Raw genomic sequence first — 14,564 nt, 5'->3', positions numbered from 1 at the left:
GCCCCGGTGCGCCCGCAATGATGTGCCCCGGTGTGCCCGCGACGAGCGGCGGCGTCGTGGCGTCAGGGTGTCTACCCGCGCGCCGACCGAGCGGCTCATACCGCACCTTCGTCGCGCAGAGTGGCCACACGCTCCGGCGTGAACCCGAGCTCGCCGAGCACCTCGTCCGTGTCGGCGCCGTGCGGACGGCCGGTGAAGGCGATGACGCCGTCGTTGCCGGAGAGCCGGAACAGCGGCCCCTGCATGCGCATCTCCCCCAGCTCGGGGTCCTCGATCTCGTGGATGGTCCCGATCGCCTGGAACTGCGGGTCGTCGACGATGTCCTGGGCGTCGTAGACCGGCGCCACCGCGGCTTGCGCCTCCTCGAACGCGGCGACGACCTCGTCCCGGCTGCGCTCGGCTATCCAGCCGCCCACCGCCTCGTCGATGACGTCGGCGTGCTGGGCGCGCAGGTGGCCGTGCGCGAACCACGGCTCCTCGATGAGGTCTGGGCGGCCGACGAGCCGCATGATCCGCTCGGCGATCGACTGCGCCGAGGACGACACCGCGACCCACTGCCCGTCCTTGGTGCGGTAGGTGTTGCGCGGGGCGTTGTTGCCCGACCGGTTGCCGGTGCGCGGCTGGACGGTGCGGGTCTGGTCCCAGCGGGTGATCTGGGGGCCGAGCATGCCCAGGATCGGCTCGATGATCGACACGTCCACGACCTGACCGCGTCCGGTCGCCTGCCGGGCGTGCAGCGCCGTCATGATGGCGTACGCCGTGGCCAGGGACGCGATGCCGTCGGCGAGCCCGAACGGTGGCAGGGTCGGCGGGCCGTCGGCCTCGCCGGTCATGGCGGCGAACCCGCTCATCGCCTCGGCGAGGGTGCCGAAGCCGGGGCGGGTGCGGTAGGGACCGAGCTGACCGAAGCCGGACACCCGGGCGAGGATCAGGCCGGGGTTGGCGGCGGAGAGCTCGTCGTAGCCGAGTCCCCAGCGTTCGAGCGTGCCGGGGCGGAAGTTCTCGATGACGACGTCGGCGGTCTCGGCGAGCCTGAGGAAGACCTCGCGGCCGCCGTCGGAGCCGAGGTCGACCGTGACGGCGCGCTTGTTGCGGCCGAGGGTCTTCCACCACAGGTTCACGCCGTCCTTGGCGACGCCGTGCCCGCGCGAGGGGTCCGGCCTGGCCGGGTGCTCGACCTTGATGACGTCGGCGCCCATGTCGCCCAGGTGCATGGCGGCGAGCGGGCCGGCGAACAGGGTGGAGGCGTCGACCACCCGCAGGCCGGCGAGCGCGCCGTCGGACCTCTCCCGCGAGACGCTCACCGCTCTCCCCCCAGGGTCCACGCGCACCGGAAGCCGATGCTCGAGCTGCGGGCCAGACCCAGGCCGGGCACGAGCAGCTTGGCGGTGAACTCCGGGCCGCGCACGCCGCCGTCGAAGTACCACTCCGAGCCCTCGCACTGATGCGCGCTGCCGCCCTTGAGCATCGCGAACCGGGTCCGGCCGTCGCTGTGCTCGGACTCGGTCCAGTTCCACACGGCGGGCTCGCCGCGGCGCAGGCCCTGCTCGCCGGCGAGCTGCCACTCGTCCTCCGTGGGCAGGCGACCGCCGCGCCAGGCGCAGTAGGCGCGGGCGTCGTCGAGGTCGACGAAGGTGACCGGCTCGTCCTCGTGCCCGGCGGGCGGGCGGCCGCCGGCCCAGTGGGCGAGGAACCTGTGCGGGTGGGCGGGCGCGTAGCCGGTGGCGTCCAGGAACTCGGCGAACTCGGCGTTGGTCGCCTCGGTGGCGGCGACGGCGACCGGGCGCTCGAGGACGCCGTCGCGCTGGAGGGTGCGGGCGTCGTGCAGGCGCGGGACGAGCGGCTTCCACTCGTCGACGTACGGCGCGCCCTGGTACATGCCGGTCTCGCGGGCGCGGTGACGCACGGTCAGCACGTACTCCCCCGCCGGGACGACGACGGCGTCCGCGGGGACTCCCTCGGCCGGCACGGACGGCGCCGGGGCCGGGCCGAGCCGCCGGGCGAGGCGGTGCGGGAAGCGGGCGTCGTCGTCGTGCTCGAGGTCGGCGAGCCGGGCACGCAGCTCCGGCAGCCAGTGGGGCTCGGACGCACCGGGGGCGAGCTGGAGCGCGGCGCCGACGCTGCGTGCCGGCACGGCGACCGCCCCGGTGTCGGCGTCGGTGAAGAGGTCGAGGACGGCGCCGCCGCCGTGACCGGCCAGCGGCACGACGCCGGACCAGTCGCTCGCGCCGCGGCTGACCAGGGTCCACAGGGTGACGCCGTCCCGGGAGAACGTCGAGGCGTAGACGCCGGCGGCGTGCGCGTCGGCCGAGATCTCGACGAGCGGGGTCCACTCCCCCTCGAGCAGCAGGTCGCCGGCGGCGCGCTGGACGACGACCATGCGCGTGAGGGTGGCGGCGTCGCGCGGGTTCCACCCGACCCAGACGCCGAACACGACCTCCCAGACCATGACGCCGACGCCGTTGAGCCAGGCAGACTGCAGCTCATCGGAGTGGTCGCGGTGCCAGCGGCGGATGTGGTGCTGCATGTGGCGGCGCTCGTACCAGTGGGCGCGCAGCACGCCGGGCACCTCGCTGTCGGCGAAGAACTGCGCCCAGGAGGTGTTGTGGTCGACGATCCGCTCGACGGCGAGCTTGGACTCGCCCTCCAGGACGATGCCGGGCCGGGCCCGCTCGAGCGACTCGACGAGCTCAGGGTCGGCCTTCTTGAGGGTGTCGAGGAAGACGCCGTCGGCCTGCAGCTCCCGCACGACGGCGGCGAGCTCGGTGACGTCGTCCTCGCCGCGGCGGGTGCCGGTGTCCCAGGGGTTGTAGTCGACGAAGACGTGCAGCCCCGCGGCGTGCAGGTCCTCGACCAGCCCGGTCAGGCCGGGGACGTCCCGGTAGAAGTCCCACTGGTTGCGGTCGTCGATACCGATGACCGGGTAGGCGTGCCAGAGCACGACGGCGTCGAGCCCGCCGAACCGCTCACGGGCGTCCGCGACGAACCGCTCCGGGGTGAAGCGGTGCTCCTCGAAGGAGTACAGCAACTCGTCCCAGAGCCACACCTGGGCGACGGTGAAGCAGCTCGCCGCCCACCGGGCGTTCGGGCGCTCGTAGGCGGCGCCGTCGTAGGCGTGCCGGTCGCGGGCATCCTCGCGCCAGGCCTGCAGGCGTCTCCGCCATGCCGGCCAGTCGGCCGGGTCGTCCGGTGCGGCGAAGATCTTCGCCTCGTCCAGGGCGGCGAGGTCGACGTCGTCGCCGAGCGGGACGGCGGTTGGCATGTCGATGGGACGCGGGACGAGCGGGTCGAAGCTGTAGGTCACGCCGGCTCCTTCGCGAGGTCGGCGGTCTCCTCCGCGGTGGGCACCGCCGCCTGGGCGCCGGGCTTCGTCACGGCCAGCGCCGCGGCGGCGGAGGCGAGGCGGGCGGCATCGGCCAGGCCGGCGCCACCGGCCAGCGCCGCGGCGAGGACGCCGCAGAACGTGTCGCCGGCGCCGGTGGTGTCCACGGCCGTGACCTTCGGGGCGGGCACGGTGACGGGGTCGGCGCCGCGCTCGGCGACCAGCGCCCCGTCCCCGCCGAGGGTGATGACGACGGCCGGGACCTTCTCCAGCAGCGCCGTCGCCAGGTCCTCGGGGCCGACGGCGGCCCGCTCGCCCGTGCCGGCGGCGGCCGCGGCGTCGTTGGAGCCGAGCGCCCCGGCGGCGGGGGCCAGGTCCCGGGCCTCGTGCTCGTTGACGACGAGCAGGTCGAGCTCGGCCCACACCTCCGGCGGCAGCTCGCGCGAGGGGGCGGCGTTGAGGACGAAGCGGGCGCCGTCCCGGCGGGCACGGGCGGCGGCGACGACGGTCTCCAGCGGGATCTCCAGCTGGACGAGGACCACGTCCGCCTGCGCGAGGCGCGCCGCGGCGGCGTCGTCGACGGCGACCTCGGAGTTGGCCCCGGGCGCGACGATGATGGCGTTCTCGCCGTCGTCGGTGATCCAGATCAGGGCGGTGCCGGTGGCCTCGTCGCTGAGGGCGACCAGGTCCTCGTGCACGCCGGCGCCGGTGAGCGACTCGAGCAGCAGGTCGGCGGCGCCGTCGCGGCCGAGCGCCCCGAGGAACCAGGTGTCGGCGCCGCCGGCGCGCGCGGCGGCCACCGCTTGGTTGGCGCCCTTGCCGCCGGGGCTGCGGCGCAGCCTCCCGCCGAGGACCGTCTCTCCCGGGCCGGGGTGGCGCGGGACGTCGACCACCAGGTCGACGTTCGCGCTGCCGACCACCACCACGGTGCCGCTCATGCTGCTCCCTCCTGGGTCTGGAGGCGCAGCGTGCGCCGCGCCAGCTCGTCGATGCTGCGGACGTCCCCGCCGGGCAGGGACGTGGCGATCGTGCCCCGGATCGGGCTGGTCCACCGCTCGCCGATCCCGTCGGTGCCGAGCAGCGCGCCCAGCACCGACCCGACGGTGGCGCCGGCGGAGTCGGTGTCCCACCCGGCGGTGACGGCGATCGCCACGGACTGCCCGAAGTCCCCGCCGCCCCGGGTCAGCGCGTAGGCGATGACCGCGGCGTTGTTGAGGACGTGCACCCAGTGCAGGTGCCCGTAGTCGGCGTGCAGGGCGTCGAGCCCGTCGGCGACGTCCCCGCCGGCGCGACCCAGCTCGCGGCCCCGGCGCACCGCCGTGGCGAGCCGGCTCTCCGGCGGCACGACGGCGTCCGCCGCGTCGAGGACCTGCTCGACGTCGTCGCAGACCGTCGCGGCCGAGCACAGGGCGGCGGCCCACATGGCGCCGTAGGTGCCGTTGCGGGTGTGCGAGAGGCGCGCGTCCGTCCACGCCAGCCGGGCGGCGGCGTGCACGTCGCCGGGGCGGACCCAGCCGAAGACGTCGGTGCGGATCAGGGCGCCGATCCACTCGCGGAACGGGTTGAGGTGGGTCGCGGTCTCCGGCACGGGCCGGGCGTCGAGGATGTTGCGGTAGGCGGCGCGCTCGGCGGTGAAGACCCGCCCGGCGGGCAGGTTGTCCAGCCATGCCTTGGCGACGTCCTCGGTGGTGGGCTCCGCGTGCTGCTCGAGGAGGTCCAGCGCCAGGAGCGGGTAGTTGAGGTCGTCGTCCTCGGGCATCCCGGCGATGTTCTCCTCCAGCGAGGTCGGGGCGCTGCGCCGGTTCCACGGCCAGCGCGCCGCGACGTCCTCCGGCAGGCCGACGGCGGTGAAGTAGGTCCGCAGCGGCCACCGACCGGTGGCCCGCAGGATCTCCTCGATGCCCTGGCGCGGGATCTTCTCCACGGGCTTGCCGAGCAGGCAGCCGGCGGCGCGGCCCGTCCAGGCGCCGTGGACGCGGCGCTCGGCGTCCCGCGGTTCTGGCAGCCGCGGAGAGGGTGGGAGGAGGGCCTCGATGGCGTCCCAGTCGTCCGGCTCGTGCGCGGCGGGCGCCCCGGGCCGGGCGGCGAGCTCGGCGAGGAGGTCACGGGCGAGGGCGCGCAGCTCCGGCGTCGCCGGCGTGGCCGACGCGCCCGAGGCGGCGGGGACGACGTCGCCGCCCGCGTCCTGCCAGCGGCGGGCGACGTCCGCGGTGTCCTTGCCCTCGGCGGCGGACTGGACGAGCTCGTGGGCGAGCAGGTCCTCGGGCTGGGCCCACGTCAGCCTCACGCCGGCTCCTCCTCCCGGACGGTGAGGTCCTCCAGCGCCGTGAGGCGGGCGCGCGTGCGGTCGCGGTCGCGGGCGGCGATGTCCAGCGCCACCTGCCCCATGAGGCGGCCGGTCTCGCGGATGTCCATCTGGCTGGCGGTCTCGATCTCGTCGAGCCACTCGGCGGGAACCGACTCGGGGCCGCCGAGCCCGGCGCACACCGCGCCGGCCATGACGGCGATGGAGTCGGCGTCGCGGCCGTAGTTGACGGCGCCGAGCACGGCGCCGCGGAAGTCGCCGCGGTGCCCGAGGACGAACCCCAGGGCGGCGGGCAGCTCCTCGATGGCCTTGGTGCGCGAGGGGCGCCGGGCGTCCATGGACATCTGCCGGTACTCGGGCCCGACGGAGTCGAAGGGGGCGACGGCGTCGCGGACGACGCGCGCGAGCTCGCGCTCGTCGTCGTCCGTGGCGGGCACCGCGCGGCCGGCGACCGCCTCGACCACGGCGACCAGCGCCGCCCGGGTGCCGTCGTGGGCGACGTCCAGGGCCGCCGTCGTGACGTCGTCGACCGTCGCCCCGGGCGCGACGGCGGCGGCGACCATGGCGGCGAAGACCCCGGCGGCCTCGCGGCCGTAGCTGGACTGGTGGGCCCCGGCGACGTCGATGGCCTCGGCGTAGGCGCCGCGGGGGTCGCCGGGGTTCGCCAGGCCGACGGGTGCCATGTACATGGCGGCGCCGCAGTTGACGATGTTGCCGACGCCCGCCTCGCGGGGGTCGACGTGGCCGTAGTGCAGGCGGGCCACGAGCCACTTCTCGGCGAGGAAGACCCGCTGGAGCAGCAGGGCCGTGGACTCCAGCTCGGGGATCCAGCGCGGCTCGCCGATCATGAGCGGCACGAGGTCCTCGGCGACGGCGTACGCGTCGAGGTGGTCGCGGCGCGTGGCGTAGACCTCCACCAGGGCGCGGGTCATGAGGGTGTCGTCGGTGATGTGCCCGTCGCCCTTGTGGTACGGCGCGATGGGGCGCGCGTCGCGCCAGTTCTCGTACCAGGGTCCGACGATCCCGGTGACCCGGCCGCCGTGGCGCTCCTCGATCTGCTCGGGGGTCCAGCCCTCGATGGCGCCGCCCAGCGCGTCGCCCACGGCGGCGCCGGTGATGACGGCCACCGCGCGGTCTTCCAGCCAGCTCACGTCTGTCGCTCCTCAGTTGCGGGGGCGGTGGAGGTGCACCACCGCTCGGTGCGGCGCCGCGGCCGGCCGGGAGGGTCGGCCGGCCGCGGCACCCGGGTCAGGCGCTGATCTCGTCCCAGCCTGCCTGCAGCTCCTCGGCCAGGCCCGCGGAGTCGATCTCGCCGGCCAGGAACCGCTGGAAGGCGGGGGTGGCGACGGTGTCCTTCCACTGCGCGTACAGGTCGACGAACAGGTAGGGCGCGTCGGTGAAGTGCTGGCCGGAGGAGAGGATGACGTCCCAGCCCTGCTCGCCGGAGAGGTTCTCCGCCATGAGGTCCTGGGCGGAGCCGGAGGCGGGGATGAGGGCGTCGGCCTCGTTCAGCGCGGCGAGGTTCTCCGGCTGGGTGAAGAAGTTGAGGAACTCCGCGGCCTGCTCGGGGTACTCCGAGTCGATGTTGACCGAGAGGGTCTGCGGGTTGGCGGCCTGGCCGGCGCCGGCGGGGCCCTCGAGCGGGGGCAGGACCACCCAGTCGAAGCCCTCCGGGGCGTCGGTGGCGATGTTGGCCGCCTGGAACGAGCCCTGCATCGTCATCGCGATCTCGCCGGCGTAGAAGGAGGCGAGCACCTCCGAGCCGGACTGGGTCAGCGAGACCGGCAGGATCGAGCCGTCCTCGGTGTTCATCGCGTTGACGAGCTCGGGGATGGCGAGCTCGCCCTCGTCGACCTTGAGCTCGGCGTCGGCGCCGGTGCCCTCGAAGTAGGTGCCGCCGAACGTCGGGCCCATGGTCATGAACGCCGCGGTCGGGCTCTTCAGGCCCCAGCCGAGGCCGTAGGTGCCGTCCGTCGTCGTCGCCTGGGCGATCTCGCGCAGCTCGTCCCAGGCCATGGTCTCGCCGGTGGGGATCTCCACGCCCGCCTCCTCCAGGAGGGTGCGGTTGGCGAAGACCATGTAGGACTGCAGCTCGGTCGGGTAGGCGATGACCTCGCCGTCGACGGTGACCGTCTCCATGATGCCCTCGGGCACGTCGGAGGCGAAGTCCTCGTCCATCCACTCCGAGAGGTCGGCGAGGTAGCCGTCCCGCGCGAAGGGCACGATCGAGGCGGCCTCGTAGTGGATGATGTCCGGCGCCGCGCCGCCGTTGAACTGGGTGATGAGCTTGTCGTAGATGCCGTCCCAGCCGGCAGGGACGATCTCGACCTGGACGTCGGGGTTGTCGGTGTTCCACTGGTCGACGATCGACTCGGTCGCCTCGATGGCGGCGGGCTGGTCGGACAGGGACTGGAACTCGAGCGAGATCGGGCCTGTGGGCTCGGCCCCGGACCCGCCGTCGTCGCCCCCGCCGCCGCAGGCGGACAGGACGAGGACGCCGGCGGTGAGGCTTGCAGCGATGGAAGCGCCACGCTTGTTCATGGTTCGTTGCCTTTCAGCGTTGGGGGATCAACCCTTGACGGCACCGGACAGCAGGCCGCCGGTGAGCTTCTTCTGCATGATGGAGAAGAAGACGATGCTGGGGATGGCGGCCAGGACCGAGCCCGCGGCGAGCGGGCCGAGGGCCACCTTCCCCTCCCCGCCGACGAACATTTTCAGCGTGATCGGCAGGGTGTAGTTCTCCGGCGACTGCAGGAGGACCAGGGCGAAGAAGAACTCGTTCCAGGAGGAGACGAAGGAGAACATCGCCGTCGCGACGATGCCCGGCATGAGCAGCGGGAACACGATGCGCCGCAGCACCACGAGGCGCCCCGCGCCGTCCATCGCGCCGGCCTCCTCCAGGTCCGGCGGGATCGAGGAGACGTAGCCCTGCAGCATCCACAGGGCGAACGGCATCGTGTAGGTGGTGTGGACGAGGGTCAGGCCGACGAGGGAGTCGGTCAGGCCGACGGTCCGCAGGATGAGGAACAGCGGCAGGATGATGAGGATGACCGGGAACACCTGGCTGACGAGGATCCAGCCGGTGCCGAGGGTGCGGAACATCCCCTTGAACCGGGCCAGCACGTAGGCGGCGGGCAGGGAGATGACGATGACGAGCGCCGTCGAGACGAGGGCGACGACGACGGAGTTCCACGCCGAGCTGATGAGGTCCTGGCGCTCGAGCGCCTCGGGGAAGTTCTCCCAGTGCCAGTCCTGCGGGATGAGGCTGACGGTGAGGGAGTTCAGCTCGCTCGAAGACTTCACCGACGCGGAGATCAGCCACAGGAGCGGGAAGCCGAGGAAGAGGATGTAGAGGAACAGCGCCACGTACTGCGCCGGCTTGATGGCTGCACGCACGGCTCAGGCCTCCTTCTCTTCACGGAACTGCGACCAGAGGTAGGCGGCGAGGAGCAGGACCACGACGACGACCAGCACCACTCCCATGGCGGCGGCGTAGCCGATGTTGCGGTTCTTGAACGCCTCGAGGTAGGTGAACAGCATCGGCAGCATCGTCTTGCCGCCGGGGCCGCCCTCGGTGAGGACGTAGACGAGGCTGAAGGAGTTGAAGTTCCAGATGAAGTTCAACGACGTGATCGAGGTGAGGATCGGCCGCAGGCTCGGGAGCGTCACGCTGACGAACCGGCGCCCGGCGCCCGCGCCGTCCATGGAGGCCGCCTCGTAGAGCTCGGCGGGGATCTGCTGCAGGCCCGCCAGGAGCGTGACGGTGGTCTGCGGCATGCCGAGCCAGACGCCGACGACGATGACAGCGGGCAGCGCCGTGTCGAAGTTGCCGAGCCAGTTGATGTTCTCCGGCAGCCCGACCGCCCCGAGGAACGCGTTGAGCGGCCCGGCGTTCGGGGAGTAGATCATCCGCCACATGATCGCCACGACCACCGGCGGCATCGCCCACGGAATCAGGGCCAGCACGCGGGTCAGGCCCTGGAACCTCAGGTCGGAGTTGAGCAGCAGCGCCAGGCCCATGCCGGCGACCAGCTGGAGCAGCGTGACCGAGAGCGCCCACACCATGCCGATGCGGAACGACTCCCAGAAGAAGCTGTTGTCGAGCAGCCGGACGAAGTTGTCGACGCCGACGAAGGTGTACTCCGGGTTGCGCACCAGGCGGGCGTCGGTGAACGCGAGCAGCACGCCGACGAGCAGCGGCGCGACGCTCAGCAGCAGGATCGGCAGCAGCGACGGCATGACCAGGGCGATGGCCTCGCGGCGCTTGGCCCTGCCCACGCCGCCCATCCGCGGCTTCTTCGACCTGCGGGAGCTGGGCTCCGGCTCGGGCAGCGGCGGCTGGAACGTGCCGCTGGCGAGTGACGGTGCTGTCATGCCTGCTCCTCCGTTCGGGTGGACTCGCGGACCCGCAGCTCGGGCTCGACGAAGACGGTGGTGGGACTGCTCTGCGGGTCGTCGAGCAGGCGGAGCATGAGCTCTGCCGCCCGGCGGCCGCGCTCGCTCGAGTGGAGCGAGACGCTGGTCAGGCTCGGCTGGTAGACCTGCCCGATCTCGGTGTCGTCCATGCCGGTGACGGCGAGGTCCTCGGGGACGCGCAGGCCGAGCTCGCTGGCCGCCTTGATCGCGCCGATGGCGAGCAGGTCGTTGGCGGCGACGACGGCGTCGAGCGGGGCGGCGGTGTGGCGGGCGAGCAGCTCGTGGGCGGCGGCGAGGCCCGCGGCGACGGTGAAGTCGGCCGCCACCTGGGTGTCGACGGTGTGCGCGCCGAACCCGTCCTGGGCGACGGCGTGGTCGAAGCCGCGCTGGCGGGCCTCGCCCGGGGTGGTCTCGAGCGGGCCGTTGAGGAAGCCGATGCGCCGGCGCCCGATGGCGAGCGTGTGGGCGACGGCCTGGCCGATGCCGCCGGCCGAGTCGGTGGAGACGGAGTCGATGCCGTCGGCCTCGAGCGAGCGGCCGATGGCCACGACCGGCACCGCCGCCTCGCGCATCTCGGTGACGAGCTCGGGGCTCAGGCGCAGGGGGCTGATGACCAGGCCGTCGACCAGCCCCCCGCTGAGCGAGCGGACCAGGTCGACCGAGGACTCGGGGGTGCCGCCAGTGGTGGCCACGACCAGCCGGTAGCCGCGCTCGGCGACGACCGCCTGGATCGCCGACATCATCTCGACGTAGACCGGGTTGCCGATGTCCGCGACGGCGAAGCCGATCTGGAAGGTCCGGCCGAGCCGCAGCGAACGTCCCGTGGCGTCGCGCTGATAGCCGAGCTCGGCCGCGGCGGCCTTGACGCGCTCGACCATGGCGACGCTGGCGCCGGAGCCGTGCAGGGCGCGGGAGGCGGAGGCGAGGGAGACGCCGGCGCGCTCGGCGACCTGCGGGAGGGTCGCGCGGTTGGTGACCATCGCGGCTGCTCTCCCTTCGTCGTCGAAAGCCGGACCATGTCGCTCGGGACCTGGGTTGAAGTCGTTCACGACTGGTTGGAAACGTTTCCAAGGCTGGTTTCGGAAACGTTTCCAGACCGGTGCGGGCGTGTCAAGCGCCGAGTCCGAATCGTGACCGAGGCGCACCGGTCGGTACGCAGTCGTGATGGCGGCAAGCCGTCCGCCGCGCGCCCTGACTGCCGGCCCGGCCCCGTCAAGGCCGGCGGTGTCGCGGTGCGCGGCACCGTCGAGGCCGGCGGTGTCGCGGTGCGCGGCGACCGGCGTCGCAGGGTTCGGGGGGCCGATGGCTGGCGGGTCGCGGTCCGCACGACGTACCGTCGTACTGAGCGCAACGAAGGAGACGTCCTCATGGCCCGCTGGTACCGATGGCTCCCCGCGGCGGCCGTGCCCGCCGTCGTCGGCGCTGTCGCGATCACGTCCACGGCCGGCGCGGCCGACCTGCCCGACAAGTCGCCCGAGGAGATCCTCGCCATGATGGGCGAGCACTCCGTGGAGGCGTTCTCCGGGTCCTTCGAGCAGACCTCCGACCTCGGCCTGCCCGAGCTGCCCGGAGGCCTGGCCGGAGACGACGCAGACGCTGCATCCCAGGCCCTCGAGCTGGTCACCGGCTCGCACACCGGCCGCGTCTACGTCGGCGAGGCGGACACGATGCGCGTGCAGGTGATGGACGCCTTCGCCGAGCGCGACCTCGTGGTCAACGGCCAGGACGCCTGGGTCTACGACTCGGCCGACAACTCCGCCCTCCACCTCACCCTGCCCGAGCGCGTCGACGGGCGCGCGCACGAGATGTCCGGCGACGTCCCGACCCCGCAGGAGCTGGCGGAGCACGTCGTCGACGCCGTGGAGCCGAGCACGGAGCTGACGGTCGCCCAGGACGTCTCGGTCGCCGGCCGGGACGCCTACGAGCTGGTCCTCACGCCACGGACGGACGCCACGCTCGTCGGCTCGGTCGCGATCGCCGTCGACGGCGAGACCGGCTTCCCGCTGCGGGTCACCGTCAACGCCGTCGGTCAGGAGGACCCCGCGTTCGAGCTCGGCTACACCTCCTTCGACCTCGGCGAGCCGGCCGCGTCCCTGTTCGAGTTCACCCCGCCGGCCGGCGCGGACGTCGAGGAGAAGACCGTTCCCGACCTCGCCGGGCCGGGCGCGATGGCCCGGCCCGCACCAGGTACGGCGCCGCACGGGTCGGACAAGACCGGACCGCACCGGCCGGACACCGCGGCACCGCACGGTCCGCACCCGTCGGATGGCTCCGCGCCGATGGTCGACGGCGAGGGCTGGGAGAGCGTCGTCGTCCTGCCCACCGCCGATGAGCTCACGAGCGACCCGATGCTCGCCCAGCTCACCCGCGCCGTCGACGGCGGCCGACTCCTCTCGACCGCCCTGGTCAACGTGCTGGTCACCGACGACGGGCGCGTGCTGATCGGATCCGTCACCCTGGAGCGGCTCCAGGCCGTCGCCGGGTCGTGACGTTCCCGGCGTCTGCGGAGGTGGGCGGCGCACCGCCGGACCATCCGGCCGATACCGCCGAGCTCGCGATCGAGACCCAGGGGCTCACCAAGCGGTTCGGCCGGCAGACCGCCGTCGACCACATCGACCTCGCCGTCCCGCGCGGCAGCGTCTTCGGCTTCCTCGGCCCCAACGGCTCGGGCAAGACGACGACGATCCGGGTGATGCTCGGTCTGGCTGCGGCGACCGGCGGCGAGGTGCGGGTGCTCGGGCGCGAGATGCCGCGCCACGGACGCGACGTCCTCCCCCGCGTCGGCGCACTCGTGGAGGGCCCGGCGTTCTACCCGTTCCTCTCCGGCGCCGCGAACCTGCGCCGCCTCGACACCGCCGACCCGGCGGCACGGTCGGCCACCCGCGATGCGCGGGTGGCCGAGGCGCTGGAGCGTGTGGGACTGGGTCACGCCGCGCACAAGAAGGTGCGCGCGTACTCCCTCGGCATGAAGCAGCGGCTCGGGATCGCCGGGGCGCTTCTGCGCCCGCGCGAGCTCTTGGTGCTCGACGAGCCGACCAACGGGCTCGACCCGCAGGGCACACGGGAGGTGCGCACGCTGGTGCGGTCGCTCGCCGCGGGCGGCACCACGGTGTTCGTCTCCAGCCACCTGCTCGCCGAGGTGGAGCAGATCTGCACGCACGCGGCGGTGATGAGCGTCGGCTCGCTCGTCGCGCACGGCAGCCTCGCCGAGCTGCGCCGCGGCCGCGCCCGCGTGCGGGTGGTGACCCCGGACGTGGCCGACGCCCGCGCGGAGCTGGCTCGCCTCGGCCTGGTCCCCGAGCCCGACGGCGACGACGTGACGGCACCGTTGCCGGCGGGCTCACCCGCCCCCGAGACGATCGCTGCTGGCCTCGTGCGAGGCGGCGTACGGCTGCGCGGGTTCGGCGTCGAGGAGGCGTCCCTGGAGGACCGCTTCGTGGCGCTGACCGGGGAGGGGTTCGACGTTGCCCAGTGACTCCCCCGCGCCGACGGAGCAGCCTGCGGACCCGCCGGCTCAAGGCCCCGCGCGGACGGCGCATCGTTCGAAGCCGCTCGCCGAGCAGGCAGTGGATCGCCGGAAGCCGCTGGCCGAGTATGCGGCGGACCGGCCGCTCCCCACACCGGAGCCGCTCCCGGAACCGACGGCCGGCTGGGCGCTGCTCGGCTCGGAGCTGTCCGTGCTGTTCCGACGCCGCCGCACCTGGGCGATGCTGCTGGCGCTGGCGGCGATCCCGGTGCTCGTCGCCGTCGCCGTCCGGCTGTCCCCCTCGCCACCCGGTCCGGGCGAGGGGCCGCCGTTCCTCGACCGGATCACCCAGAACGGTCTGTTCGTCTCGGTGACCGCCCTGGTGGTGACGGTGCCGCTGTTCCTGCCGCTGACCGTCGGCGTCGTCGCGGGCGACACGATCGCCGGGGAGGCGAGCCTCGGAACGCTGCGCTACCTGCTGGTCGCCCCGGCAGGGCGACTGCGCCTGCTCCTGGTGAAGTACGCGGGCGCCGCGGCGTTCTGCCTCGCGGCGACGCTGACCGTGGTCCTAACCGGTGCGGCGATCGGTGCGGCGCTCTTCCCGGTCGGACCGGCGACGTTGCTGTCCGGCGACACGATCGGCGTCGGCGAGTCCGTCGTCCGCTCGCTGCTGGTGGCGGCCTACGTGAGCGTCTCGCTGCTCGGGCTCTCCGCCGTCGGCCTGTTCGTGTCCACCCTGACGGAGGTGCCGGTGGGGGCGATGGCCACGACGGTGGTGCTCTCGATCGTCGCGCAGGTGCTCGGCTCGCTCGACCAGCTCGAGTGGCTGCACCCGTGGCTGTTCGCCCAGCACTGGCTCGGCTTCGCGGACCTGCTGCGCCAGCCGATCGTGTGGACCTCGTTCGCGGACAACGCGCTGCTCCAGGCCGGCTACGTGGCGCTGTTCGGTGCCCTGGCGTACGGGCGGTTCACCACCAAGGACGTGCTGTCCTGACGCCTTGGCCCTGCGGTGTGGCGCCCAAGGGCCGCCGGTTCTAAACGTCGTGCCCGAGAAC

The 14,564-nt window shown here is 73.5% G+C and carries 12 protein-coding genes; 3 read left to right on the top strand and 9 right to left on the bottom strand.

All coding sequences use genetic code 11. The annotated features are described in order from the left end of the window. Window positions 1–95 precede the first annotated feature (95 nt). The 9 genes from GD748_RS14605 to GD748_RS14565 form a co-directional block, all read right to left on the bottom strand. Entirely contained in the window at window positions 96–1,304 is a 1,209-nt protein-coding gene (locus tag GD748_RS14605) for a CaiB/BaiF CoA transferase family protein (protein WP_152195951.1), read from the bottom strand. Continuing rightward, window positions 1,301–3,304 (bottom strand): SUMF1/EgtB/PvdO family nonheme iron enzyme, encoded by a 2,004-nt coding sequence (locus GD748_RS14600; protein WP_152195950.1) that lies wholly within the window; start codon window positions 3,302–3,304, stop codon window positions 1,301–1,303. Before GD748_RS14600 ends, GD748_RS14605 begins: the two co-directional genes overlap by 4 nt. Beyond that, window positions 3,301–4,260: a PfkB family carbohydrate kinase gene (locus tag GD748_RS14595; RefSeq protein ID WP_152195949.1), complete on the bottom strand. Its 960-nt coding sequence runs from the start codon at window positions 4,258–4,260 to the stop codon at window positions 3,301–3,303. The genes GD748_RS14600 and GD748_RS14595 overlap by 4 nt, the downstream gene beginning before the upstream one ends. Further along, window positions 4,257–5,609, bottom strand: coding sequence for an ADP-ribosylglycohydrolase family protein (locus GD748_RS14590; protein WP_152195948.1), 1,353 nt, complete (start codon window positions 5,607–5,609; stop codon window positions 4,257–4,259). The genes GD748_RS14595 and GD748_RS14590 overlap by 4 nt, the downstream gene beginning before the upstream one ends. Then, window positions 5,606–6,778: an ADP-ribosylglycohydrolase family protein gene (locus GD748_RS14585; protein WP_152195947.1), complete on the bottom strand. Its 1,173-nt coding sequence runs from the start codon at window positions 6,776–6,778 to the stop codon at window positions 5,606–5,608. Before GD748_RS14585 ends, GD748_RS14590 begins: the two co-directional genes overlap by 4 nt. Before the next feature lie 97 nt (window positions 6,779–6,875). Next, the gene (locus tag GD748_RS14580) at window positions 6,876–8,168 is read right to left on the bottom strand and encodes an ABC transporter substrate-binding protein (protein ID WP_152195946.1); all 1,293 of its coding nucleotides are present in this window, start codon (window positions 8,166–8,168) and stop codon (window positions 6,876–6,878) included. A 27-nt stretch (window positions 8,169–8,195) separates the two neighbouring features. Continuing rightward, entirely contained in the window at window positions 8,196–9,023 is an 828-nt protein-coding gene (locus GD748_RS14575) for a carbohydrate ABC transporter permease (RefSeq protein ID WP_152195945.1), read from the bottom strand. 3 nt (window positions 9,024–9,026) lie between these two features. Continuing rightward, the gene (locus GD748_RS14570) at window positions 9,027–10,001 is read right to left on the bottom strand and encodes a carbohydrate ABC transporter permease (RefSeq protein WP_152195944.1); all 975 of its coding nucleotides are present in this window, start codon (window positions 9,999–10,001) and stop codon (window positions 9,027–9,029) included. Further along, a complete protein-coding gene (locus GD748_RS14565) occupies window positions 9,998–11,023 on the bottom strand; it encodes a LacI family DNA-binding transcriptional regulator (protein ID WP_152195943.1) in 1,026 nt (341 codons plus the stop codon). The genes GD748_RS14570 and GD748_RS14565 overlap by 4 nt, the downstream gene beginning before the upstream one ends. Before the next feature lie 387 nt (window positions 11,024–11,410). Here GD748_RS14565 and GD748_RS14560 point away from each other — a divergent pair, with 387 nt between their 5' ends. From GD748_RS14560 to GD748_RS14550, 3 genes are all read left to right on the top strand, one after another. Next, window positions 11,411–12,532 (top strand): LolA family protein, encoded by a 1,122-nt coding sequence (locus GD748_RS14560; protein WP_152195942.1) that lies wholly within the window; start codon window positions 11,411–11,413, stop codon window positions 12,530–12,532. A gap of 20 nt (window positions 12,533–12,552) precedes the next feature. Further along, on the top strand, window positions 12,553–13,518 hold the full coding sequence (locus GD748_RS14555; RefSeq protein ID WP_152196219.1) for an ABC transporter ATP-binding protein: 966 nt from the start codon (window positions 12,553–12,555) through the stop codon (window positions 13,516–13,518). A gap of 232 nt (window positions 13,519–13,750) precedes the next feature. After that, window positions 13,751–14,503, top strand: a complete 753-nt coding sequence (locus GD748_RS14550) for an ABC transporter permease (RefSeq protein WP_452176693.1) — start codon at window positions 13,751–13,753, stop codon at window positions 14,501–14,503. Window positions 14,504–14,564: the final 61 nt, after the last annotated feature.

Origin of the sequence: Georgenia subflava, from assembly GCF_009193155.1 — a bacterium.
In the GTDB taxonomy this organism is placed as follows: Bacteria; Actinomycetota; Actinomycetes; order Actinomycetales; family Actinomycetaceae; genus Georgenia; species Georgenia subflava.
The sequence above is the reverse complement of the archived record's forward strand: the minus strand, read 5'-3'. Positions and strand labels throughout refer to the sequence as shown.

What these genes read in the sequence shown, in the direction of transcription:
- GD748_RS14565 (WP_152195943.1), bottom strand. Translation starts at nt 11,023, where the DNA reads ATGGTCACCAACCGCGCGACCCTCCCGCAGGTCGCCGAGCGCGCCGGC.
- GD748_RS14560 (WP_152195942.1), top strand. Translation starts at nt 11,411, where the DNA reads ATGGCCCGCTGGTACCGATGGCTCCCCGCGGCGGCCGTGCCCGCCGTC.
- GD748_RS14595 (WP_152195949.1), bottom strand. Translation starts at nt 4,260, where the DNA reads ATGAGCGGCACCGTGGTGGTGGTCGGCAGCGCGAACGTCGACCTGGTG.
- GD748_RS14580 (WP_152195946.1), bottom strand. Translation starts at nt 8,168, where the DNA reads ATGAACAAGCGTGGCGCTTCCATCGCTGCAAGCCTCACCGCCGGCGTC.
- GD748_RS14570 (WP_152195944.1), bottom strand. Translation starts at nt 10,001, where the DNA reads ATGACAGCACCGTCACTCGCCAGCGGCACGTTCCAGCCGCCGCTGCCC.
- GD748_RS14550 (WP_452176693.1), top strand. Translation starts at nt 13,751, where the DNA reads ATGCTGCTGGCGCTGGCGGCGATCCCGGTGCTCGTCGCCGTCGCCGTC.